Raw genomic sequence first — 21,754 nt, 5'->3', positions numbered from 1 at the left:
CTGGAGCAACGGTAACCCGAGACCATCTGTTCCCGCCAATCCGTGAGCAGCAGCACGTTGAGAGCCGTCGTCATACCCCATGAGGTATGCCGTGGAGCCGGGGGAATGCTCGCGAGGGTTCGGTGGTTGCATACCCCAGTGGGTATAGTCTGAACCCGACGAAGGAGACCTGCAATGACCACGCGCAACCTGACCGCCTCGGACTTCGAGTCCACCATCACGAGCAACGACATCGTGCTCGTCGACTTCTGGGCCTCCTGGTGCGGCCCGTGCCGGATGTTCGCCCCCGTCTACGAGGCGTCGAGCGAGGAGCACCCCGACATCGTCTTCGGCAAGGTCGACACCGAGGCCGAGCAGGCGCTCGCCTCGGCCGCGCGGATCACCTCGATCCCGACGCTCATGGCCTTCCGCGACGGCATCCTCGTCTTCAGCCAGCCCGGCGCCCTCCCGGCCGCGGCGCTCGAGCAGGTCATCGCCGGCGTGCGGGGGCTCGACATGGACGACATCCGCTCCCAGATCGCGGGCCAGCAGCAGGGCGCGCCGGCAGCGCGCTGAGGCGTCCCCCAACCCTTACCCGATCACCGAAGGACTCCTATGGTCACGCTCGATCCCGACGACATGAAGCCGGTCATCAACCGGCTCCGGCGCGCCCAGGGCCAGATCGGGGGCGTCATCCGCCTGCTCGAGGAGGGGCGTGACTGCACCGACGTCGTCACGCAGCTCTCGGCCGTCAACCGGGCCCTCGACAAGGCCGGCTTCGCCATCGTCTCGTCCGGACTGCGGGAGTGCCTCATGGGCCCCGACGGGGTCGACGAGGACGCCCGCGCGGCCATGGAGAAGCTCTTCCTCACGCTCGCCTGAGGTCACGACGCCGGCCCGTGAGGGCGCCCGCCCGATCCACGGCAGCCCCCGCCTCAGCAGGCGGGGGCTGTCGCTCGTTCGGGACCAGAGGTCGTCGGCCGAGCTGTTTGAGTTCAGGCGAAGATCTGGCCGATCTGGGCCAGCCGCTCCGGCACGAGGGTGAAGCGCGCCTGGGTCCCGCGGCGCTCGCGGGCCAGGATGCCCGCGTCGGTCAGCACCTTGAGATGGTGGGACACGGTCGGCTGCGACAGGCCGACGAGGGGTACGAGGTCGTTCACGCAGGCGGTGCAGTCGACTTCCGTGCGCAGGATGCTGATGAGCTGGAGGCGCGCGGGGTCGGCCACCGCCTTGAGGAGCCCGGCCAGCTCGACGGCCTCGGCCCGGTCGAGCGGGGCTCGGACCGGCGCCCCGCAGCACTTGCCGATCGCGTCCTCGAGCAGGGAGGCCGCCTGCAGGGTCAGCTCGGTCATCTGCCGTTCACCTCCCGGTGTCTCGTCCGTCACGTCGCGTTTCATCGATCTCCCTCAATATTGACACACATCGATTCATGCTGACAGGGTTGAGGAGGAACGACAGGCGGAACCGAGCAGCGCAGTGAGGTAGGCCCCAGCATGAGCCAGCACGCAGACGTCGGCCGGCCGAGCGGCATACGGCCCGATGGGCCCGATACGGCCCACGTCGTCGGGCAGCTCTCGACGCTCGACCGCTTCCTCCCGGTCTGGATCGGCCTCGCGATGGTGGCCGGTCTGCTCCTGGGGCGGGTCGTCCCCGGCCTCGGCGACGCCCTCGGGGCCGTCGAGGTGGACGGCGTCTCGCTGCCGATCGCGCTCGGGCTGCTCGTCATGATGTACCCCGTCCTCGCGAAGGTCCGCTACGACCGGCTCGACACGGTAACCGCCGACACGCGGATGCTCGCCAGCTCGCTCGTGCTCAACTGGATCGTCGGGCCCGCGCTCATGTTCGCGCTCGCATGGATCTTCCTGCCCGACCTGCCCGCCTACCGCGCCGGCCTCATCATCGTCGGGCTCGCCCGCTGCATCGCCATGGTCATCATCTGGAACGACCTCGCGTGCGGCGACCGTGAGGCGGCCGCGGTGCTCGTCGCGCTCAACTCGGTCTTCCAGGTGGTCGCCTTCGCCGCCCTCGGCTGGTTCTACCTCTCGGTCCTGCCCGGCTGGCTGGGGCTCGAGCAGGCGGCCCTCGCCGTGTCCCCGTGGCAGATCGCGAAGTCCGTCGTCATCTTCCTCGGGATCCCGCTGCTCGCCGGCTACCTCTCGCGGACGTTCGGCGAGAGGGCCAAGGGGCGGGAGTGGTACGAGACGCGCTTCCTTCCCCGGGTCGGGCCGTGGGCGCTCTACGGTCTGCTCTTCACGATCGTCATCCTCTTCGCGCTCCAGGGCGACGCCATCACCTCCAACCCTCTCGACGTGGCCAGGATCGCCCTCCCGCTCCTCGCCTACTTCGCCCTCATGTGGGGCGGCGGGTTCTTCCTCGGCAAGGCCCTCGGCATGACCTACGAGCGGACGACGACGCTGGCCTTCACGGCCGCTGGCAACAACTTCGAGCTCGCCATCGCCGTGGCCATCGCGACCTTCGGCGTCGCCTCCGGCCAGGCCCTCGCGGGCGTCGTCGGCCCGCTCATCGAGGTGCCCGTCCTCGTCGGGCTCGTCTACGTCAGCCTCGCGCTGCGGGGGCGCTTTCCGCACGAGGCCGGGCCGGCGTCCGCCGTCACAGGTGGTCGACGGCGATGACCGGGGGTCGACGGCGATGACCGGCGCCACCTTCCTCGCGGACCTTCCCCGGTTCGTGTTCTTCACCGGCAAGGGGGGCGTCGGCAAGACGTCCCTGGCCTGTGCCACCGCCGTCAGGCTCGCCGCCGACGGCAAGCGTGTGCTCCTCGCCAGCACCGACCCCGCCTCCAACGTCGGCCAGGTCTTCGGGGTCACCATCGGCAACACGATCGTGCCTGTGCCGGACGTCCCTGGGCTGTTCGCCCTCGAGATCGACCCCCAGCTGGCCGCCGAGGCCTACCGGGCGCAGGCCATCGACCCCGTGCGTGACCTCCTCCCCGCCGAGGAGGTCGCGGCGATGACCGAACAGCTCTCGGGGGCCTGCACGACCGAGATCGCCTCCTTCAGCGAGTTCACGTCCCTGCTCGCGGACGACTCCCTCACTGCCGCGTACGACCACGTCCTTTTCGACACCGCCCCGACCGGGCACACGATCCGGCTCCTCCGGCTGCCGGGGGAGTGGACGGCATACCTCTCCGACGGCAAGGGCGACGTGTCGTGCCTCGGGCCGGTGGCCGGGCTCGACCGCCTCCGCCACGACTATGCCGGAGCGCTGGACGCCCTGACCGACCCGAGCCGCACCCGTCTCGTCATCGTCACGCGCCCCCAGCGTTCGTCGCTCGCGGAGGCGGCGCGGACCTACGACGAGCTGCTCGAGCTCGGGATGAGCGACGCTCATCTCGTCGTCAACGGACGGCTCCCGCACGACGTCGGGCCCGATCCGCTCGCTGCCGCCCTCGAGGAGCGCGAGCGGGCAGCCCTGCCGGACATGGCTCCTCGCCTGCGCGAACTGCCACGCACGACGATCCCCCTGCTGCCCGTCAACACCGTCGGAGTCCCCGCGCTGCTGGCCCTCCTCGACGCGGCGGCACTCGCCGGCGGCGAGCAGCCGGCAGGTGAGGCGACGGTCCCCAGGGACTTCATCGGCCTCCGCGCCCTCGTCGACGACATCGAGGCCGATGGTCCGGGTCTCGTCATGTGCATGGGCAAGGGGGGTGTCGGCAAGACCACGATCGCGGCCGCCATCGCCCTCGAGCTCGCCCAGCGCGGTCACGACGTGCTGCTCACGACGACCGACCCGGCAGCGCACCTCGCCGAGACGGTGCGGGCCGACGTCGAACGGCTCACGGTGTCGCGCATCGACCCGGCGGAGGCCATCACGGAGTACCGCGAGCGCGTCATGGCGGGCAAGGGCCGGTCCCTCGACGAGGCGGGCCGTGCCGTCCTCGCCGAGGACCTCAAGTCACCGTGCACCGACGAGGTCGCCGTCTTCCAGCAGTTCTCGCACGTCGTGTTCCAGTCGCGCAGGAAGTTCGTCGTCCTCGACACGGCCCCGACCGGGCACACGCTCCTGCTCCTCGACGCCACGGGCTCCTACCATCGCGAGATCACCCGCCAGATGAGCGAGGGCGCGCGTTTCACCACGCCGCTGATGCGCCTGCAGGACCCGCACCAGACCAAGGTCGTCCTCGTCACCCTCCCCGAGACGACGCCGGTGCTCGAGGCCGAGGAGCTCCAGGACGACCTGGCGCGCGCCGGGATCACCCCGTATGCCTGGGTCGTCAACGCCAGCCTCGCCGCCGCGCGCCCGGGCTCGGCGTTCCTCCGGGCTCGGGCGGCGGCGGAGCACGACTCGCTCGCCCGGGTCGCCGAGCTCTGCCCGCGTGTCGCCGTCGTGCCGCTGCTGGCCAGTGAGCCCGTCGGCGCGGCGGCCCTGTCCGCCCTGACCCAGCAACCCGCGAGGCCACGCCCGAGCGCATCGCTCAGCGATGCCGGCGTGTGAGACCTCCTCGTATGCCGCTCACCCCGTCCCACGCCGTACCGACCTCCCGCACGCTCCCCCTCATCACCAGGAGTCCCGCATGAGCGACCGTCCGTCCGTCCTCTTCGTCTGCGTCCACAACGCCGGACGCTCCCAGATGGCCGCCGCCTACCTGGCGCGGCTCTCCGGCGGGGCGGTGGAGGTCCGGTCCGCCGGCTCGGCGCCTGCCGACCAGGTGAACCCGTCCGCGGTCGCCGCCATGGCCGAGGAGGGCATCGACATCGCCGCCGAGACGCCGAAGATCCTCACGACCGAGGCGGTCAAGGAGTCCGACGTCGTCATCACGATGGGCTGTGGCGACACGTGCCCGATCTTCCCGGGGAAGCGCTACGAGGACTGGGAGCTCGACGACCCCGCAGGTCAGGGGGTCGGGGCCGTGCGCACGATCCGCGACGAGATCAGGCGTCGCGTCGTCGAGCTCATCGAGTCGCTCGACGTCCAGGTCGTCACGGTCTGACGCGGGCTCTGCTCAGCGGTCCGTGGTCAGAGGTCCGTGGTCAGAGCCGCGCTGATCGAGGCGAGCCGCTCCGGGATCGCGCGGTAGTAGACCCACGTGCCGCGCTTGTCGCCCGTCACGAGGCCGGCCTTTCGGAGGAGGCCGAGGTGGTGCGAGGCCGTCGCCTGGCTCTTGCCGATGGCCGTGGCGATGTCGCACGCGCAGACCTCGTCGGCGTTGAGCAGCATCGACATGATCTTGACCCGGGCCGGGTCGGCGAGGGCCTTGAACAGCGACGCGAGCGCCTCCGCCGACTCGTCGGCCACGGCCGGCTCGGCAGGGGAGCAGCACGCCGACAGGATGGTCAGCTGGGTCGGGCTCGTGGTGGTCATCGCGCTCACGCTACCTCTCTCGGAACCAAAGTTCGAAGAACTTCGAAGGAATGCTTCCACGGCTTTCGAGGTTCTGCTTTGATGAACGTCGAAACATGCGATGCTGTTCCGCCGCGGCGTCGGCGGCCCGAGACGGAGGAGATCCAGAGATGTCCATAGCACCAGACCACGCAGCCGAACCGACGAGTGACAGCGTGAACGACCGGGACAACTGGCCCGTCGTCGTCATCGGGGCCGGCCCGGTCGGGCTCGCCGCGGCAGCGCACCTCCGCGAGCACGGCATACCCGTCGTCGTCCTCGAGGCAGGGGAGCGTGTCGGCGCCGCCATGAGCGAGTGGGGGCACATCCGCACCTTCACGCCCTGGGAGTACATCGTCGACGCCGCCGCCGAGAGGCTGCTCGAGCCGACCGGCTGGGCCCGCCCGACCGGGCGGCAGTCCCCGACCGGTTCGGAGATCGTCGAGCAGTATCTCCGTCCGCTCGCCGACGCCCTCGGCGACGCCCTCCGTACGGGCGCCCGCGTCATCGCGGTGTCGCGTGACGGGCTCGACCGTTCGCGGACGGTCGGACGCGCCGAGCGCCCCTTCCTCGTGCGCATCGAGCGTCGGGACGGGCCCGTCGAGGACCTGCGCGCGCGAGCCGTCATCGACGCCTCCGGGACGTGGGCACAGCACAACCCGCTCGGTTCGGCGGGTCTTCCCCCGCTCGGGGAGGAGCGGGCCCGCCGGGCCGGACTGGTCGTCGGCCCGTTGCCGGACGTCCTCGGCCGCGATCGGGAGCGCTTCGCCGGCCGCACGACCCTCGTCGTCGGGATGGGCCACTCCGCCGCCAACACCCTCGTGGCTCTCGCCCAGCTGGCCCGCGAAGTGCCGGGCACGCGCATCGTCTGGGCCATCCGGGGCAGCAACGCCCGTCGCGTCTTCGGCGGTGGCGCGTCCGACCAGCTTGCCGACCGCGGTCGGCTCGGTTCCGACCTGGAGGACCTCGTCGGTTCGGGCGCGCTCGAGCTCGTCACGGGCTTCTCGACCCGGGAGCTCCACGTGGCGCAGGACTCCAAGTCGGTCGCCGTCATCGGCGATACCCCCGAGGGGGAGCGCGTCATCGACGGGATCCACCAGGTCGTGGCGGCGACGGGCTTCCGTCCGGACCTCACGGTCACCGCCGAGCTCCAGCTCGACCTGCACCCGGGCCTCGAGGCGCCGCGGGCGCTGGGTCCGCTCGTCGACCCGGCCTTCCACTCCTGCGGCACCGTCCCACCGCACGGCTGGCGCGAGCTGGCCCACGACAACGAGCCCGACTTCTACGTCGTCGGGATGAAGTCCTACGGCCGCGCCCCGACGTTCCTCATCACGACGGGGAACGAGCAGGTCCGGTCGATCGCTGCCCACCTCGCGGGCGACGACGCGGCCGCGGACGAGGTCCGGCTCGTCCTCCCGGAGACCGGCGTGTGCTCCTCGAGCAACGCCCTGTCCGACGAGGAGCTCGCGGCCGGGGCCGCCACCGGATCCGGATGCTGCGGACCCTCGGACGGGGCCGTGGCGCGCAAGCCCCAGTCGGTCACCCTCGAGCGGATCGCGCTAGGCCCTGATCAACGTGCGGATCATCTGGCGCGCGTGGTTGCTCCAGCGACACCTCCTGCAAGCTGATCTGCCAGATGATCCGCAGGGTGACGCCGCCGGCGGCCTCGGCGCCGGCGTCGCATGCCGCTCCGCTGTCCGCGTCTCGGGTTAGCCTGCGGGGATGAGCGAGAGCGAGCGCCCCCACCACCGGCGGCCGGCCTTCTTCAGCCCGTCGGCCCTCGAGGCGCACGGGGGCGCCTACGACCCGACCGAGGAGATCCACGTCGCACACGAGACCGCCGCCGCCCTCGTCCACGCCGGTCGCGCCTCTGCCGACCCCGAGCTGACGACGCGCCTCGTCGCCCTCGTCGACGACATCGGCCTGTCGACCCTCGCCGAGCTGTGGTCGCAGCGTCCGGCCCGGAGCCTGCCCGGCGCCCTCTGGCGCCTCTACGTGCTGCGTGAATGGGTCCGCCGCGCGCCGGAGGAGGCGAGCCGGGAGTACGCCGCCGGCATCCGCTTCACCGGCCCCAACCATGCCATCGCCGGAGCCGCCGACCCGCCCTCGCCGGAGGAGATGGGCCGACTCGTCGACGAGATCCTTCGCGGCGTCTTCGAGGGTGACCTGTCCGTCGCGCTCGAGCGTGCCGCCGCCTTCTGCCGCGTCGTCTCCGCGGGGCGCGCCGACGTCTCCGTCGGCGACGCGAGCGCCGAGCAGGCCGCCAACGTCCTCACCATGGCCGACGACCTCAGCGCCTGCGCGCGCCTGTGGCGATCGGGCGGGCTCGACTGACACCACACCGGGGCGTATGCCGCCGAGCCGGCACCCAGCCTCGCCAGGGCACCCAGCGCGGCCCGGCGGCATACGGGCCGGATCTGCGCTCAAAGGGGCCTGGCGGGCGGCCGCAGCCTTTGGCGATCCCGCTCCGGGCACCTATCCTTGAGGGCGCGTCGGGCCGCGGTAGCCCCGGGTCCCAAATTCAGCCGCTCCGAGCGGCCCTGTGCCGAGAGGCGCTCCCGGCCCGACGTCAGACTTCTCGCGCGGTGGGCGTGGGCAACGAGCCGCCCGCGACGCCATCTGCCACCACGACCTCCGCCACGACTTCCACCACGAGGTCGTCCGTTGCCAGTTCGTCCGCTGCCAGGTCGTCCGGTGCCACGCAGGTCAGGTCGTGCGTGGCCAGGTCGGACTCGGCGGTGTAGCGGGCCCGGCGTGCCGCGGTGGTGTACCCGCAGACCTCGCAACAGCCGATGAGGAAGCTGCCGCGCTCGAGGAACGTCCAGCGGGGGCCGTCGTCCGGCCCGTCGTGCAGGGACATGCGTCCATGATGCCCCGCGCCTCCGGGCGGGGAAAACTCGGTCACGTTGGGCCCTTAGCGTCACGCGGAGCCCGCTCCCGGCCTAGATTGGGATCATGACGACCGAGCAACTCCGATCAGAGGACCTGCTCGACAGCGACCTTCGCGACGAGATCGAGCTGGTGAGCGACCTCGTCGTCGCCGCCTCCTCGAGCCCCCGGCACTTCACCCCTGCCGAGGTTGACGCCCTGCTCGGTGTCGATGGCGGTGTCGCGCACGGTGAGGGGTCCGGCGGCTCCGCCTACGACATCTGAACGTCGTGCCCTGGGCTGTCAAGACCCGATTCGGCGCGCTGGATGTGAACCGCGTCACTCTTTGTCCGAAATGCCCATCTCGTCGGATCCCTTCGGTTCCATCCGTGCGCCTGCGAAGCCGTAGCATCGTCCCGACCAACTGTCGATCGTTCGGAGCAGCCCCGTGGGTTTTCGCCTCACGCCCCAGGACACCAGTTTCTTCTCCCTCTTCGCCACCACCGCCGGCCTTCTCGTCGACGCGACGCGTGAGCTGACCCGCTTCCTCGAGGTCGAGCCCTCAGGCCGCCAGGCCGTGGCCGACCGCCTCCGAGACCTCGAGCACTCCGCGGACGACGCGACGCACGAGCTCATCAACAAGGTGAACAGCTCGTTCATCACGCCGTTCGACCGCGAGGACATCCACGACCTCGCCGCGCGCCTCGACGACTGCATGGACCTCATCGAGGAAGCGGCCGACCTCATCGTGCTCTACCGCATCGGCGAGCTGCCCAAGGGCCTGGCCGACCAGTTCGAGATCCTCGCCCGCATGGCCGAGGTCACCGCCGAGGCGATGCCCAAGCTGCGTTCGCTCAAGGACCTCTCGAACTACTGGATCGAGATCAACCGCCTCGAGAACCAGGCCGACTCCCTCCACCGGACGATGATGGCCGACCTGTTCAACAACGCGACGGACGCCCTCCACGTGATCAAGGTCAAGAGCATCATCGACGGCTTCGAGAACGCCGCTGACTCGTTCGAGAAGGTGGCCCACACGGTTGAGGGCATCGCCGTCAAGGAGTCCTGACCGGTGATGGACGTCCTCCCCGTCGCCCTCGTCATCGCGTTGGCGATGGGCTTCAACTACACCAACGGCTTCCACGACGCAGCCAACGCGATCGCGACCTCGGTCTCGACGCGCGCGCTGACGCCTCGGGTCGCCCTCGCCATGGCTGCCGTGGCCAACCTCGCCGGTGCGTTCTTCGGCGGCAAGGTCGCCAAGACGATCGGCTCCGGCATCATCGAGCAGCCGTCCGGCGCGAGCGGCCTCTGGCTCGTCGCCTGTGCCCTGGTGGGCGCGATCGGCTGGAACCTGCTGACCTGGTGGTTCGGCCTGCCGTCCTCCTCCTCGCACGCCCTCATCGGCGGGCTCGGCGGTGCCGCCCTCGTGGCCGGCGTCGCCGTCCAGTGGGAGGTCATCTGGACCAAGGTCGTCATCCCGATGGTGCTCTCGCCGGTCATCGGCATCATCCTCGGCTACCTCATCATGCTGGCCATCCTGTGGATCTTCCGGCACTCCCACCCGGGCCGGGTCACCCGCGGCTTCCGGCTCTCGCAGACGGCCTCGGCCGCGGCGATGGCCTTCGGCCACGGCCTGCAGGACGCCGCCAAGACGGCCGGTGTCGTCGTGCTCGCCCTCAACATATCGGGCTACCACACGGGCGACTCGATCCCGGTGTGGGTCCTCGTCCTCTCGGCGATCGTCATCTCCCTCGGCACGTATGCCGGCGGGTGGCGCATCATGCGCACCCTCGGGCGCCGCATCATCGACCTCACCCCGCCCCAGGGCTTCGCGTCCGAGACGACCGCGGCGTCGATCCTCTACGTCGCCGGCCTCGCCTTCGGCGCGCCGATCTCGACGACGCACACGATCACCTCGGCGATCATGGGCGTCGGCGCGACGAAGCGCCTCTCGGCGGTGCGCTGGAGTGTCGCCGGAAACATCGTCGGCGCCTGGGTCCTCACCTTCCCCGGCGCGGCGCTCGTCGCGGCGATCGCCTGGTGGGCCACCCTGCTCTTCCACTGACGAGCCGGCGAAGCCGGCACTGACGAGCCGGCCCGGCGGCATACGAGGCACGGCCACGCACGAAGGGGCTCCTCCCGTCCCAGACGGGAGAATCCCCTTCGCGTCGTCGTCCATGGGGGAACCGGTCAGCCGAATCGACCCGAGATGTAGTCCTCGGTCGACTGTTCGTTGGGGTTGTTGAAGATCTTCGTCGTCTCGTCGATCTCGATGAGACGACCGGGCTCGCCCGTCGCCTTGAGGTTGAAGAAGGCGGTCCGGTCGGAGACCCGTGCCGCCTGCTGCATGTTGTGCGTCACGATGACGATCGTGTAGTCCGACTTCAGCTCGTTGATGAGGTCCTCGATCGCGAGCGTCGAGATCGGGTCGAGCGCGGAGCACGGCTCGTCCATGAGGAGGACCTGCGGCTGCACGGCGATCGCGCGGGCGATGCAAAGGCGCTGCTGCTGTCCGCCGGAGAGGCCAGCGCCCGGCTTGGACAGTCGGTCCTTGACCTCGTTCCAGAGGTTGGCGCCCTTGAGGGACTGCTCGACGATGCCGTCGAGGGTCTTCTTGTTCCTGACGCCGTTGAGGCGCAGACCGGCAGCGACGTTGTCGTAGATCGACATCGTCGGGAAGGGGTTGGGACGCTGGAAGACCATGCCGATCGTCCGTCGCACCATCACGGGGTCCATCGACGGGGCGTAGAGGTCCTGGTCGTCGAGCATGACCTTGCCCTCGACGCGACCGCCGGGGATGACCTCGTGCATCCGGTTGAGGGTGCGCAGGAACGTCGACTTGCCGCAGCCCGAGGGCCCGATGAAGGCCGTCACCGAGCGCGGCTCGACGGTCATCGAGACACCCTCGACCGCCTTGAAGGCGCCGTAGTAGACGTTGAGGTCGGAGACGTCGATTCGCTTTGCCATCGTCGAGTGGTTCGCTTTCTTACTTCTTGACCGAGCCGAAGTGCGCGATGACCCGGCCGATGATGTTGAGGAGGAGGACGAGGAGAATCAGCGTCAGGGCGGTGCCCCACATGCGCGCCGCAGCGCTGGCGAGGGCGAAGTCGCCGCGGTCCTGGTTGATCATCATCGGCAACGTCGGGAAGTTGCCGTTGAAGAGGTCATGCTGGAAGTTCTTCGTGTACGGGGCGAGGATCAGCAGCGGAGCCGTCTCGCCCATGATGCGGGCCAGGCCCAGCAGGACGCCCGTGACGATGCCCGAGAAGGCGGTCCGCAGGACGATCTTGACGATCGTCACCCACTTGGGGACACCGAGGGCGTAGGCCGCCTCACGCAGCTCGTTGGGCACGAGCTTGAGCATCTCTTCCGTCGAGCGGACGATGACGGGGATCATGAGCAGGACGAGGGCGAGGGCCGCCGCGAAGCCGGACCGGTCGAGCCCGAAGGTCGTCACCCAGACGGCGTAGATGAAGAGGGCCGCGACGATGGACGGCACGCCCGAGAGGATGTCGACCATGAAGCTGATCGCCCGGGCCAGGCCGCCCCTGCCGTACTCCACGAGGTAGACGGCGGTCAAGATGCCGATCGGCACGGCGATGAGCGCCGTGACGCCGGCCATCATCAAGGTGCCCTCGATGGCGTGGCGCGCCCCGCCGCCGACGTCGCTCGAGTTGATGTTGCGCTGGTTGCCCGTCCACCACGTCGCCGAGAGGAGCAGGTGGATCCCCTTGCTCACAACCGTCCAGAGAATCCAGGCGAGGGGCACCATCGCGACGAAGAACGACACCCACATCGCGATCCTGGCGATGAGGTCCTTGATCGCGCGGCCGCGGTGCGGGTTGCTCATCTCGCGCAGCGCTTCGTTGCCCGATCGGTTGCTTGGCGGCGGTGAGGTGGGGCTGTCGCCGGTCATGTTCTCGTCCTCGGGCACCCGCTGGTCGGTCTTGAGCGCGCTCATTCGGTGAAGGCCTTCCTGCGCTCGATGACGATGCGGGCGATGCTGTTGACGATGAAGGTCAGCACGAAGAGCACCAGCCCGGCGGCGATGTAGGCCCCCGTCTTGTTGGGGTTGCTGAACTCCGCGGCGTTGTTCGCGATCTTCGAGGCGAAGGTCTCACCACCGTTGAAGAGCGACCAGGTCCATGCCGCGCCGTCGGGCAGCGACGAGACGAGGAAGGTGACGGCGATCGTCTCGCCGAGGGCCCGGCCGAGAGCGAGCATGGCGGCCGAGATGACGCCGGGGCGGCCGAAGGGCAGGACAGCCGTGCGGATCATCTCCCAGCGCGTCGCACCGAGCGCGAGGGCGCCCTCCTTGTGGGCGAGCGGCGTCTGCGCGAAGACCTCGCGCGAGAGCGCGGTGACGATCGGCAGGACCATGATCGAGAGGACGAGGCCGATGAAGAGGATGGTTCCACCGGAGATGCCAGTCGGGGAGAAGAGCGGAATCCAGCCCAGCGTGTTCTCCAGCCACCCCTGGATCGGCTTGAAGAACGGTGCGAACGTGATCAGGCCCCAGAGGCCGTAGACGATCGAGGGCACGGCCGCGAGCAGGTCGACGAGCGCCGCGGCGGGGCCGCGCATCCACAGCGGGGCGTACTGCGTGAGGAAGAGCGCCACGGCGACGCCGAACGGCACGGCGATGATCATGGCCATGGTCGAGGCGGCGACGGTCGTCCACAGGAACTCGACGATGCCGAAGCGCGGCGTGTCCCCGCCGGGGGCCCACTCGCGTGAGGTGAAGAAGCTCGCCTGGTTGTCCCGAAGGGCGGGTACGGCCTGGACGATGAGGAAGACGGCGATGAGGGTGACCGTCGCGATGACGATGACCCCGGAGACCGTCGCAGCCCCGCCGAAGAGCCGGTCGCCGAGGCGGCCGGTTGACGCGGAAACGCCCCGAAGCGGTGTCCTGCCGTCGGGGCCGGGGGGATCGTCGGTGGCGGACACACCGGTCACGGTGGACACGTGAGGGCCCCTTCCAGTGGGTTCAGGTGGAGCAGGGAAGGGGCGGACGCCGGGTGCGGCGCCCGCCCCTTTCCCGATGGTCAGGAGATCGCGTTGACCGCGCTCTGGACCTTGGTGGCAACCTCGGTCGGGAGCGGCGCGTAGCCCAGGCTCGTGAGGCTCTTCTGGACTGCGTCCGAGGAGAAGCTCTTGAGGAAGGACTTGACCTTCTTGCCCGTCTCGGCATCAGCGTACTTCGAGCAGACGATCTCGTAGGTGACGAGGACGATCGGGTAGGCCCCGGCCTCCTTCGTCGCGTAGTCGATCTTGAGGGCGAGGTCGTTGCCGGTGCCGGTCTGCTTCGCCGTGGCGATCGTCTTGCCGGCGGCCTCCGGGGTCAGCTCGACGGGGCCGGAGCCGTTGTCGATCTGGGCCATCGGCAGCTGGTTCTGCTGCGCGTAGCTCAGCTCGACGTACGTGATGCCGCCGTCCTGACCCTTTGTGGCGGTGGCGACACCGGCGGACTTCTCCTTGCCCTCGCCCTGGCCGGTCCACTTCTTGGCGGGGTCGTACGTCCAGGCGCTGGGAGCCGCGGCGTGGAGGTACTTCGTGAAGTTCTCCGTCGTGCCGGACTCGTCCGAGCGGAAGAAGACCTTGATGGGCGTGGCCGGGAGCGTGACGCCCTTGTTGAGCGCGGCGATGGCCGGGTCGTTCCACGTCGTGATCTTGCCGTCGAAGATCTTCGCGGCGACCTCGGCGTTGAGGACGAGCTTGTCAACGCCCTTGACGTTGTAGGCGATGGCGATCGGGCCGGTGACCATGGGCAGGTTCCAGGCATCGGAGCCACAGGCGTTCTTGGCGTCGGTGGCCTCGACCTTGCCGTCCTTGGGAACGGTCTTGAGCGCGGAGTCGGAGCCCGCGAAGTCGACCTGCTTGGCGATGAACTGCTTGATGCCCGCACCGGAACCGGTGGGCTGGTAGTCGATGTTGGCGTTGGCGCAGGCCGTCTGGTAGGCCTTGATGGCCTCGTCGATGGCGTTCTTCTGGGCCGTGGAGCCCTCTGCCTTGAGGTCGCCGCTGAAGCAGTCGGCGGCCGAGGCCCCGGAGGTGCCGCCGCTGGAGGCAGATGCGGCCGGTGCGGGGTTCTCGGACGCGCAGGCGGACAGCGCGAGGGCACCGGACAGGGCGATGGCGCCGATGGCGCCGATACGCGAAACAGACACGAGCGTGTTCCCTCTCGATGGGGGTGGGACCGTTTGGTGTCGCCGGCGGGTCCGGCGACGCGTCTGGATGGTTCATCCACCGCGAACATAGGAGGGCAGGGTGACCACTTCGCCCCGTGCGGTTAACTCCAGGTGAACGGGTGGCGACGACTTGGGGCCCGGATGGTCAGGTGTCGACGCGCTCGAGGTGGACGACGCGGGCCTCGGCCCCGCGACCGGTGAGGTGGCACACGAGGACCTCGCCCTTGCGCAGGGCCGAGTCGGCGGCCGTCCGCAGCTGCTCGGTGAGCCATTCGGCGCGGAGGTGGTCGGCCGGGACCCGTTCGGCCAGCGTGTCGAGCAGTGTCGGCAGGACCGGCCCGTGGCTGCACAGGGCCGCCGGCTCGCCGCGTCGGAGCAGCTTCTCGACCTGCCGCGGAGCACCCGAGGAGTCTTCGGCGAAGCCCTCCTCGGACAGGCTGGCGCGGGTGACGAGGCGCGCGCCGCGCCGGACGGCATACGGCTCGACGGTCGTGACGCAGCGCGTCGACGTCGAGGACACGACCCGCGTCACGCCGTATGCCGCGAGCACCTTCGCGACGGTCGCGGCCTGGGCGCGTCCGACCGCGTCGAGCGGACGCAGACGGTCGTCACCCGTCCAGCGGGATCGGGGCTGCGCCTTCGCGTGCCGCACGAGCGCGAGCGGCCAGGTGTCGAGGTCGCCCTCGCGTTCGGCCCGGACGAGGGCGAGGAGCTGCTCGCGGTCGCGGGCGTAGTCGAGGCGGGCGTTCGCCGTCGGCACGTCGGCCCAGACCACCTCGTCGATCTCGTGCTCGAGCCGACCCGAGCCGCCCGTCACGGTCGCGGCCCAGTAGTGGACCTGCTTCGTCGCGGGCGCACCCACGGCATCGAGGACGGGGTACTCGGACAGGGGGAGCGGCGGGCCGAGGCGCACGTCCAGCCCGGTCTCCTCCGACGTCTCCCGCACGGCAGCGATGCACGGCGCCTCGCCCGGGTCGAGCTTGCCCTTGGCCCACGACCAGTCGTCGTACTTCGGCCGGTGGACGAGCGCGACCTCCAGCTGACCGCCGCGGCGACGCCAGGGGAGGGTGCCCGCTGCGGGGATGAGGGAGGCCACGCGCGCCAGTCTGCCGGAAACGGACCCGGTCCGTCCCCCGCAGCTCAGCGCCGGCGTGCCTTGCGCCGCCTCTTGTCGTGCCGCTCCATGAGCTTGACCTGGAGGTCGTCGAGGGGCTCGCCGAGCTCGGTCTGGTGGTGGCGGACCCACCGGCCGTCCGACCCGAGGTCCCAGCGCGACGTCGTCTCGGCGAAGCCGAGGTCGATGAGGTCACGCAGCTCCTCGAGGTGACCGGGGTCGGTGATCCGCACGAGCGCCTCGACGCGGCGGTCGAGGTTACGGTGCATCAGGTCGGCGCTGCCGATGTAGACCTGCGGGTCTCCACCGTGGTCGAACCAGAACACCCGCGAGTGCTCGAGGAAGCGGCCGAGGACGGAGCGCACGCGGATGTGCTCGCTGAGGCCCGTGACGCCCGGGCGGACGGCGCAGATGCCGCGCACCCAGATGTCGACGTGGACCCCGGCGATGCTCGCCCGGTAGAGGGCGTCGATGAGCTCCTCGTCGACGATGGAGTTGGCCTTGAACACGATCCGCCCGGGAGGCCCGGCCTCGCCGCGCGCCTCGTGGAGGGCGACCTCCTCCTCGATGAGCTCGACGAGGCCCGATCGGACCGACCGCGGGGCGACGAGGAGCCGCTTGAACCTGCTCCGGGGGGCGAAGCCCGACAGGAGGTTGAAGAGGCGCGACAGGTCCTCGCCGACCTGCGGGTCGCACGTGAAGAGGCCGAAGTCCTCGTAGACGCGCGCGGTCTTGGGGTTGTAGTTGCCGGTGCCGATGTGGCAGTACCGCACGAGGCCGTCGGACTCCTGGCGCACGACGAGGCACAGCTTGGCGTGGGTCTTGAGGCCGACGACGCCGTAGACGACGTGGACGCCCGCCTCCTCCAGCTTGCGCGCCCACGAGATGTTGTTGACCTCGTCGAACCGGGCCTTGATCTCGACGACGGCGAGGACCTGCTTGCCGGCCTCGGCGGCGTCGATGAGCGCGTCGATGATCGGCGAGTCGCCCGAGGTCCGGTAGAGCGTCTGCTTGATCGCGAGGACGTTGGGGTCGGCCGCCGCCTGCTCGATGAAGGCCTGCACCGACGTCGAGAACGAGTTGTAGGGGTGCTGGACGAGAACGTCCTTCTGGCGCACCGCGGCGAGCAGGTCGATCGGCTTGGCGCTCTCGGTCGGCGCGAAGTCGGGGTGGGTGCGCGGGAAGAAGGTGGGAAAGGCGAGGTCGGAGCGGTCGACGTCGGCGATCGTGAACAGGCCTCGCAGGTCGAGCGGGGTCGGCAGCCGGTAGACCTCGCGGTCGCTGATCTGCAGCTCGCGGCTCAGCATGTCGAGGACCTTCGAGTCGATGTCGTCCTCGACCTCGAGGCGGATCGGCGGGCCGAACCGGCGGCGCGTCAGCTCCTTCTCGAGGGCCGTGAGGAGGTTCTCGGTGTCGTCCTCCTCCACCTCGACGTCCTCGTTGCGGGTGACGCGGAAGCTGAAGTGCTCGCGCACGAGCATCCCCGGGAAGAGCTGGTCGAGGTGCGAGGCGATGATGTCCTCGAGCGGCACGAAGCGGCGGCGCTCGCGGTCCTTGTCGAGCACGGCGTCGAGGGGCGCGTCGAGCGGGATGTCGAGCAGGTACTCGTCGACGCGGATGAAGCGCGGGAGGCTCGGTGGCACCTTGACGCGGGCGAAGTGCTCCGACCCGGTCTTGGGGTTCTGCAGGAGGACGGCGAGGTTGAGCGAGAGCCCCGAGATGTAGGGGAAGGGGTGCGCCGGGTCGACCGCGAGCGGGGTGAGGACCGGGAAGACGCGCTCGGCGAAGAAGTAGTGGAGCGGCTCCTGGTCCTCCTCGTCGAGCTCGTCCCAGCGGACGATGGTGATGCCCTGCTCCTCGAGGGCGGGACGGACCTCGTGCTGGAAGATCGCGGCGTGCTGGTTCATCAGCTCGTGGGCGAGCCGGGCGACGCGCTCGATGAGCTCGCGGGGCTCGAGCCCCGCTGCCGTCCGCACGGCGAGTCCGGTCGCGATGCGGCGCTTGAGGCCGGCGACGCGGACCATGAAGTACTCGTCGAGGTTGCTTGCGAAGATGGCGAGGAACCGGGCGCGCTCGAGGAGCGGGATCGTCGGGTCCATGGCGAGCTGCATGACGCGCTCGTTGAACTGCAGCCACGACAGCTCGCGCTCGAGGTAGCGGTCGGTCGGCAGGTCGTCGGCCTCGGGTGGCAGCTGGCTGCCCGGCCCGACGAAGCGCCCGTTGGGGGCGCGGGCCGGGATCCGCCGCGACGGCACCGTGCTCGTGAACGAGCTGACCTCGGCCGACTCGCCCACGGCTTCCGGGGCCTCGGCGCCCTCGCCGGACTCGGCCCCCTTTCCGGGCTGGTTGCGCTCGTCCAGGTCGGTGCGTTCGAGGCTGCCGGTGCTCATAGGCCCATCGTGACACCCGGACGGCCGTCGCGGGCAGTCCTGGAGGGACTCCTCACCTCGGCGGTCAGCGGGCGTACTGGCGGTGCACCTCGACGTCCTCGAAGCCGAGCCGGGAGTAGGTGTGGACGGCGGCGGTGTTCTCCTCGTCGACGTAGAGGACGACCTCACGCAGGCCCCGCCGGGCGAGATGGTCGAGCCCGAGCACCGTGACCGCGGTGCCGAGCCCCCGGCCCTGCTGGGCCGGGGCGACCCCGACGACGTAGACCTCGCCGACGTCGCCCTCCGGCGGGTCGACCTTCGTCCAGTGGAAGGCGGCGATGCGGGCGGGGTCGGCCGCCTCGACGACGAGGATGAACCCGTCCGGGTCCCACCACGGCTCGGCCATCCGCTGCTCCAGGTCGGCCCGACGCAGCGACCCCTGCTCGGGGTGGTGGGCGAAGGCCGCGGCGTTGACCTGCACCCAGGCGTCCTCGTCGCGCCCCACCTCGAAGTGCCGGGCCACGAGGTCGGCGGGCAGGATGGCAGGCCCCCACTCGGGGCCGGACCGGAGCGACCGGCCCATGACGTGGAGGGACCGCACCGGCCGCAGCCCGAGGGCCTCGGCGAACCGGGCCGCGCCCTCGCCGGCCGCTCCGCGTGCGTGGCTCCACAGTCGGACCTGCTCGGGCAGCGCTTCGACGAGCGCCCGGCCGACCCCTCGGCGCCGGGCGTCGGGTGCGACGACGAGCTCACCGGACGGGGGTTCGCCCCCGGCGCCGGCGCGGGACTGCGCGTAGCCGAGGAGAGCCGGCCCAGCGGCATACGGACCCTTCTCGTCGAACGCGAGGACGTGGACCACGCCGTCGACATCGCGGGCGCGGACCGAGAGGCGGAACTGCTCCGACAGGGGCGCGCCGCCGTCCGCCTCCTCGGAGCGGGCCGCGAGGGCGAGCACCGCCTCGGCCTCGGCCGCGGTGAGGGGGCTCGTCGCGTCGCGACGGACGATGTTCGGGCACGGCATACCGAGATTTCACCACAAGCACCCTGTGAGCCACCCGAACGTCGCCGCGAGCGGCTAGCCTCCGCAGAGGGCGCTCGGGGGCGTCCACAGCAACCCACGAAGCAGAGGGAGACCATGTCTCGATCCACCAGACGCCTCGCCGGCGTCGCCGTCGCCGGGCTGTGCGCGGCTGCCGCGGTCGCCGCGCCCGCCATGGCCGTCAGCCAGGACAAGAAGACGCCGCCCGGGCCGACGCTCGGCATCCAGATCCTGTCGTTCAACGACTTCCACGGAAACCTCGAGGCCCCCACCGGGTCGAGCGGCCGCATCACGGTGACGCCCTACGTCGACGTCGACGACATCGACAAGGACGGCAACAGGACCGAGCTGATCAACTACAAGCTCGCCGGTGGCGTCGAGTACCTCGCAACGCACCTCAAGCAGGCCCGCGTGGGCCACCCGTACACCGTGACCGTCGCGGCCGGCGACATGGTCGGCGCCTCCCCGCTCCTCTCGGCCGCGTTCCACGACGAGCCGACGGTCGAGTCGCTCAACTCGCTCGGCCTCGACATCACCGCGGTCGGCAACCACGAGTTCGACGAGGGCTACAGGGAGCTCCAGCGCCTCCAGTCCGGCGGCTGCATCGACGACGGCCCCGACGGCGTCAACAACCAGAACTCCTGCGCCGACCACACGTTCACCGGAGCGACGTTCCAGTACCTCGCCGCCAACGTGGTCGAGAAGTCGACCGGCAAGACGATCCTCCCGTCCTACGCCATCAAGAACTTCAACGGCGCCAAGGTCGGCTTCATCGGCATGACGCTCAAGGACACCCCCTCGATCGTCACCGCGTCGGGCGTCGCCGGCCTCGAGTTCGAGGACGAGGTCGCGACGGCCAACGCCCTCGTCCCCGTGCTCAAGGAGCAGGGTGTCGACGCGATCGTCGTCCTCATCCACCAGGGCGGCACGCCGCCGGCCGGCCCTTACGACGTCGCCTGCAAGAGCGGCGCGCTCGCCGCCGACTCGCCGATCCTGCCGATCGCGCGCAACCTCAGCCCGGCCATCGACATGGTCATCTCGGGACACACGCACCAGCCGTACGTCTGCAACATCCCCGACCCGGCCGGCAAGCCGCGGCTCGTGACCTCGGCGTCGTCCTTCGGGCGGCTCTACACCGAGACCGACGTGACGTTCGACCGTCGCACCAACGACCTCGTGCGCCCGGCCGTGGCCGACCCGTACGCCACCTCGGCCAACCGCATCGTCACGCAGGACGTCCCGAAGGACCCCGACCAGACGTCGCTCATCACGCTCTACAACCGGCTCGTCAAGAAGGTCGCCGAGAAGGTGATCGGCCACATCACAGCCGACGTGACGCGCGCCCAGAGCGCCGCCGGTGAGTCGCAGCTCGGTGACCTCATCGCCGACGCCCAGCTCGCCGACCCCTCGGTCGTCACCGGAGGCCAGACGCCCGTCATCGCGTTCATGAACCCCGGTGGCATCCGCGCCGACCTCAGCTACGCGTTCTCGCCGTACTTCGAGGCGCCGGGTGACGTCACCTTCGGCGAGGCGTTCACCGTCCAGCCGTTCAACAACTACCTCGTCTCGATGACCCTGACGGGCCAGCAGATCTACGACGTCCTCAACCAGCAGTGGAGCGGGCCCAACGCGTCCTCGGTCAAGGTGCTGCAGATCAGCAGGGGCTTCACCTACACCCACAACGGGTCGAGCGTCGTCGACGGCACGGTGGCCCTGAACGGCACGCCGATCGACAAGGCGGCGACGTACCGCATCGTCACGAACAACTTCCTCTCCGACGGCGGCGACAACTTCCCGGCCTTCCGCAGCGGCACGGGCAAGTACTTCGGCGGTCTCGACATCGACGCCTTCGCGGCGTACCTGACGAGCCTCGACGGCCAGGGGGGCTACACCCCGGGCCCGCTCGACCGCATCACCAAGCAGTGACCTGAGCGGTCACCGACCGCCAGACTCACGAGCACGTATGCCGCTGGGCCCGCCCCAGCGGCATACGTGCGCTCGGCGCGTGGCCGGGTGGGGTCAGGAACCGGTGGGCAGGGGCTCCGGGCGGTCGGGCACGAGGCGGTAGCCGACGTTGCGGACCGTCCCGATGAGCGACTCGTGGTCGGGGCCGAGCTTGGCCCGGAGTCGCCGCACGTGGACGTCGACGGTGCGCGTGCCGCCGTAGTAGTCGTAGCCCCAGACCTCCTGGAGCAGCTGGGCGCGGGTGAAGACCCGGCCCGGGTGCTGCGCGAGGTACTTGAGCAGCTCGAACTCCTTGTAGGTGAGGTCGAGGGGGGTCCCCCTGAACTTCGCCGAGTAGCTCGCCTCGTCGATGACGAGCTCACCGGAGGTGATCGGCAGGTCGAGGTCGGCCGACTCGGCCTGGCCCCGCGTCATCGCGAGCCGGAGCCGGGCGTCGACCTCGGCAGGGCCGGCGGAGTCGAGCAGGACGTCGTCGAGTCCCCACTCGGAGGTGAGGCCGGCGAGGCCGCCCTCGGTGAGGACGGCAAGGAGCGGTGTCGCGAGGCCGGTCGTGCGCAGCACCCGGCAGAGGGACCGGGCGCTCGCGAGCTCGCGACGCGCGTCGACGACGATGACGTCGCACTCGGGCGCGTCGACGAGCGCGGTCGCCTCGGCGGGCAGGATCCGGACGGTGTGGCTGAGGAGGCCGAGGGCAGGCAGGACCTCGGCGCTGGGTGCGAGCGCGTTGGTCAGCAGCAGCAGTCGGGCCATCCCCTGCAGGATAGGCGAGACTGGTCCCCCCGAAAGGGACCGAATGCACGATGAGACCGCACGCCGGGGCGCCGGCCGGGGAGCAGTCCGGGATGGAGTGAGATGGGCGAGCTGACGACGGACGCCGCGGGTGTGACGG

General features: G+C 70.3%; 22 protein-coding genes. 11 read left to right on the top strand and 11 right to left on the bottom strand.

Features of this window, described 5'->3' with window-relative positions; all coding sequences use genetic code 11:
- The first annotated feature begins 174 nt into the window (after window positions 1-174).
- Complete coding sequence (gene trxA, locus N865_RS05535; RefSeq protein ID WP_034802577.1) at window positions 175-555, top strand: thioredoxin; 381 nt, start codon at window positions 175-177, stop codon at window positions 553-555.
- Window positions 556-594: 39 nt separating this feature from the next.
- Window positions 595-861, top strand: coding sequence for a metal-sensitive transcriptional regulator (locus N865_RS05530; protein ID WP_034802574.1), 267 nt, complete (start codon window positions 595-597; stop codon window positions 859-861).
- 113 nt (window positions 862-974) lie between these two features.
- Here N865_RS05530 and N865_RS05525 read toward each other — a convergent pair whose 3' ends face one another.
- The gene (locus N865_RS05525) at window positions 975-1,331 is read right to left on the bottom strand and encodes an ArsR/SmtB family transcription factor (protein WP_034802572.1); all 357 of its coding nucleotides are present in this window, start codon (window positions 1,329-1,331) and stop codon (window positions 975-977) included.
- Between the two features lie 141 nt (window positions 1,332-1,472).
- On the opposite strand from N865_RS05525, the gene arsB reads away from it, so the two are divergent.
- From arsB to N865_RS05510, 3 genes are all read left to right on the top strand, one after another.
- Window positions 1,473-2,612: an ACR3 family arsenite efflux transporter gene (gene arsB, locus N865_RS05520; RefSeq protein WP_084327972.1), complete on the top strand. Its 1,140-nt coding sequence runs from the start codon at window positions 1,473-1,475 to the stop codon at window positions 2,610-2,612.
- 16 nt (window positions 2,613-2,628) lie between these two features.
- Window positions 2,629-4,434: an arsenical pump-driving ATPase gene (gene arsA, locus N865_RS05515; protein ID WP_034802784.1), complete on the top strand. Its 1,806-nt coding sequence runs from the start codon at window positions 2,629-2,631 to the stop codon at window positions 4,432-4,434.
- 79 nt (window positions 4,435-4,513) lie between these two features.
- Window positions 4,514-4,930, top strand: coding sequence for an arsenate reductase ArsC (locus N865_RS05510; RefSeq protein ID WP_034802571.1), 417 nt, complete (start codon window positions 4,514-4,516; stop codon window positions 4,928-4,930).
- Window positions 4,931-4,956: 26 nt separating this feature from the next.
- Here the strand turns inward: N865_RS05510 and N865_RS05505 are convergent, their stop codons facing one another.
- Window positions 4,957-5,301 (bottom strand): ArsR/SmtB family transcription factor, encoded by a 345-nt coding sequence (locus N865_RS05505; RefSeq protein WP_034802568.1) that lies wholly within the window; start codon window positions 5,299-5,301, stop codon window positions 4,957-4,959.
- A gap of 194 nt (window positions 5,302-5,495) precedes the next feature.
- Here N865_RS05505 and N865_RS05500 point away from each other — a divergent pair, with 194 nt between their 5' ends.
- The gene (locus tag N865_RS05500) at window positions 5,496-6,947 is read left to right on the top strand and encodes an NAD(P)-binding domain-containing protein (RefSeq protein ID WP_245603673.1); all 1,452 of its coding nucleotides are present in this window, start codon (window positions 5,496-5,498) and stop codon (window positions 6,945-6,947) included.
- Window positions 6,948-7,041: 94 nt separating this feature from the next.
- Entirely contained in the window at window positions 7,042-7,653 is a 612-nt protein-coding gene (locus N865_RS05495; RefSeq protein ID WP_034802564.1) for a hypothetical protein, read from the top strand.
- Between the two features lie 235 nt (window positions 7,654-7,888).
- Here N865_RS05495 and N865_RS05490 read toward each other — a convergent pair whose 3' ends face one another.
- Window positions 7,889-8,179 carry a hypothetical protein gene (locus tag N865_RS05490; protein ID WP_034802561.1) on the bottom strand — a complete coding sequence of 97 codons (291 nt, stop codon included), beginning with the start codon at window positions 8,177-8,179 and terminating at the stop codon, window positions 7,889-7,891.
- Between the two features lie 95 nt (window positions 8,180-8,274).
- Between N865_RS05490 and N865_RS05485 the strand changes: the two genes are divergently transcribed.
- The 3 genes from N865_RS05485 to N865_RS05475 all read left to right on the top strand — a co-directional run bounded on the left by N865_RS05485 (window position 8,275) and on the right by N865_RS05475 (window position 10,255).
- Complete coding sequence (locus tag N865_RS05485; RefSeq protein WP_034802558.1) at window positions 8,275-8,472, top strand: hypothetical protein; 198 nt, start codon at window positions 8,275-8,277, stop codon at window positions 8,470-8,472.
- A gap of 163 nt (window positions 8,473-8,635) precedes the next feature.
- On the top strand, window positions 8,636-9,256 hold the full coding sequence (locus N865_RS05480) for a DUF47 domain-containing protein (RefSeq protein ID WP_034802555.1): 621 nt from the start codon (window positions 8,636-8,638) through the stop codon (window positions 9,254-9,256).
- A 6-nt stretch (window positions 9,257-9,262) separates the two neighbouring features.
- Window positions 9,263-10,255 carry an inorganic phosphate transporter gene (locus N865_RS05475; protein ID WP_034802553.1) on the top strand — a complete coding sequence of 331 codons (993 nt, stop codon included), beginning with the start codon at window positions 9,263-9,265 and terminating at the stop codon, window positions 10,253-10,255.
- 125 nt (window positions 10,256-10,380) lie between these two features.
- Here N865_RS05475 and pstB read toward each other — a convergent pair whose 3' ends face one another.
- From pstB to mshD, 7 genes are all read right to left on the bottom strand, one after another.
- Window positions 10,381-11,157 (bottom strand): phosphate ABC transporter ATP-binding protein PstB, encoded by a 777-nt coding sequence (gene pstB, locus N865_RS05470; protein WP_034802550.1) that lies wholly within the window; start codon window positions 11,155-11,157, stop codon window positions 10,381-10,383.
- A gap of 19 nt (window positions 11,158-11,176) precedes the next feature.
- Complete coding sequence (gene pstA / locus N865_RS05465; protein ID WP_034802548.1) at window positions 11,177-12,151, bottom strand: phosphate ABC transporter permease PstA; 975 nt, start codon at window positions 12,149-12,151, stop codon at window positions 11,177-11,179.
- The gene (pstC, locus tag N865_RS05460; RefSeq protein WP_034802545.1) at window positions 12,148-13,155 is read right to left on the bottom strand and encodes a phosphate ABC transporter permease subunit PstC; all 1,008 of its coding nucleotides are present in this window, start codon (window positions 13,153-13,155) and stop codon (window positions 12,148-12,150) included. Before pstC ends, pstA begins: the two co-directional genes overlap by 4 nt.
- 80 nt (window positions 13,156-13,235) lie before the next feature.
- Window positions 13,236-14,357, bottom strand: coding sequence for a phosphate ABC transporter substrate-binding protein PstS (pstS, locus tag N865_RS05455; RefSeq protein ID WP_034802543.1), 1,122 nt, complete (start codon window positions 14,355-14,357; stop codon window positions 13,236-13,238).
- Window positions 14,358-14,523: 166 nt separating this feature from the next.
- A complete protein-coding gene (locus N865_RS05450) occupies window positions 14,524-15,474 on the bottom strand; it encodes an NUDIX hydrolase (protein WP_034802541.1) in 951 nt (316 codons plus the stop codon).
- Between the two features lie 44 nt (window positions 15,475-15,518).
- Window positions 15,519-17,882 (bottom strand): RNA degradosome polyphosphate kinase, encoded by a 2,364-nt coding sequence (locus N865_RS05445; protein ID WP_034802539.1) that lies wholly within the window; start codon window positions 17,880-17,882, stop codon window positions 15,519-15,521.
- A gap of 64 nt (window positions 17,883-17,946) precedes the next feature.
- Window positions 17,947-18,882 (bottom strand): mycothiol synthase, encoded by a 936-nt coding sequence (gene mshD / locus N865_RS05440; protein WP_051510240.1) that lies wholly within the window; start codon window positions 18,880-18,882, stop codon window positions 17,947-17,949.
- Between the two features lie 114 nt (window positions 18,883-18,996).
- On the opposite strand from mshD, the gene N865_RS05435 reads away from it, so the two are divergent.
- Window positions 18,997-20,826, top strand: coding sequence for a bifunctional metallophosphatase/5'-nucleotidase (locus tag N865_RS05435; protein ID WP_034802537.1), 1,830 nt, complete (start codon window positions 18,997-18,999; stop codon window positions 20,824-20,826).
- 93 nt (window positions 20,827-20,919) lie between these two features.
- Here the strand turns inward: N865_RS05435 and N865_RS05430 are convergent, their stop codons facing one another.
- The gene (locus tag N865_RS05430; protein WP_034802535.1) at window positions 20,920-21,615 is read right to left on the bottom strand and encodes a response regulator transcription factor; all 696 of its coding nucleotides are present in this window, start codon (window positions 21,613-21,615) and stop codon (window positions 20,920-20,922) included.
- Window positions 21,616-21,754: the final 139 nt, after the last annotated feature.

It is taken from the genome of Intrasporangium oryzae NRRL B-24470 (genome assembly GCF_000576595.1).
Taxonomy (GTDB): Bacteria; Actinomycetota; Actinomycetes; order Actinomycetales; family Dermatophilaceae; genus Intrasporangium_C; species Intrasporangium_C oryzae.
The sequence above is the reverse complement of the archived record's forward strand: the minus strand, read 5'-3'. Positions and strand labels throughout refer to the sequence as shown.

Excerpts from the sequence above, each read along its gene's own strand:
- arsB (WP_084327972.1), top strand. The coding sequence starts at position 1,473 with ATGAGCCAGCACGCAGACGTCGGCCGGCCGAGCGGCATACGGCCCGAT.
- N865_RS05505 (WP_034802568.1), bottom strand. The coding sequence starts at position 5,301 with ATGACCACCACGAGCCCGACCCAGCTGACCATCCTGTCGGCGTGCTGC.
- N865_RS05525 (WP_034802572.1), bottom strand. The coding sequence starts at position 1,331 with ATGACCGAGCTGACCCTGCAGGCGGCCTCCCTGCTCGAGGACGCGATC.
- pstB (WP_034802550.1), bottom strand. The coding sequence starts at position 11,157 with ATGGCAAAGCGAATCGACGTCTCCGACCTCAACGTCTACTACGGCGCC.
- trxA (WP_034802577.1), top strand. The coding sequence starts at position 175 with ATGACCACGCGCAACCTGACCGCCTCGGACTTCGAGTCCACCATCACG.
- N865_RS05430 (WP_034802535.1), bottom strand. The coding sequence starts at position 21,615 with ATGGCCCGACTGCTGCTGCTGACCAACGCGCTCGCACCCAGCGCCGAG.
- N865_RS05485 (WP_034802558.1), top strand. The coding sequence starts at position 8,275 with ATGACGACCGAGCAACTCCGATCAGAGGACCTGCTCGACAGCGACCTT.
- N865_RS05510 (WP_034802571.1), top strand. The coding sequence starts at position 4,514 with ATGAGCGACCGTCCGTCCGTCCTCTTCGTCTGCGTCCACAACGCCGGA.
- N865_RS05490 (WP_034802561.1), bottom strand. The coding sequence starts at position 8,179 with ATGTCCCTGCACGACGGGCCGGACGACGGCCCCCGCTGGACGTTCCTC.
- N865_RS05445 (WP_034802539.1), bottom strand. The coding sequence starts at position 17,882 with ATGAGCACCGGCAGCCTCGAACGCACCGACCTGGACGAGCGCAACCAG.
- N865_RS05435 (WP_034802537.1), top strand. The coding sequence starts at position 18,997 with ATGTCTCGATCCACCAGACGCCTCGCCGGCGTCGCCGTCGCCGGGCTG.
- N865_RS05475 (WP_034802553.1), top strand. The coding sequence starts at position 9,263 with ATGGACGTCCTCCCCGTCGCCCTCGTCATCGCGTTGGCGATGGGCTTC.
- mshD (WP_051510240.1), bottom strand. The coding sequence starts at position 18,882 with ATGCCGTGCCCGAACATCGTCCGTCGCGACGCGACGAGCCCCCTCACC.
- arsA (WP_034802784.1), top strand. The coding sequence starts at position 2,629 with ATGACCGGCGCCACCTTCCTCGCGGACCTTCCCCGGTTCGTGTTCTTC.
- pstA (WP_034802548.1), bottom strand. The coding sequence starts at position 12,151 with ATGAGCGCGCTCAAGACCGACCAGCGGGTGCCCGAGGACGAGAACATG.
- N865_RS05495 (WP_034802564.1), top strand. The coding sequence starts at position 7,042 with ATGAGCGAGAGCGAGCGCCCCCACCACCGGCGGCCGGCCTTCTTCAGC.
- N865_RS05530 (WP_034802574.1), top strand. The coding sequence starts at position 595 with ATGGTCACGCTCGATCCCGACGACATGAAGCCGGTCATCAACCGGCTC.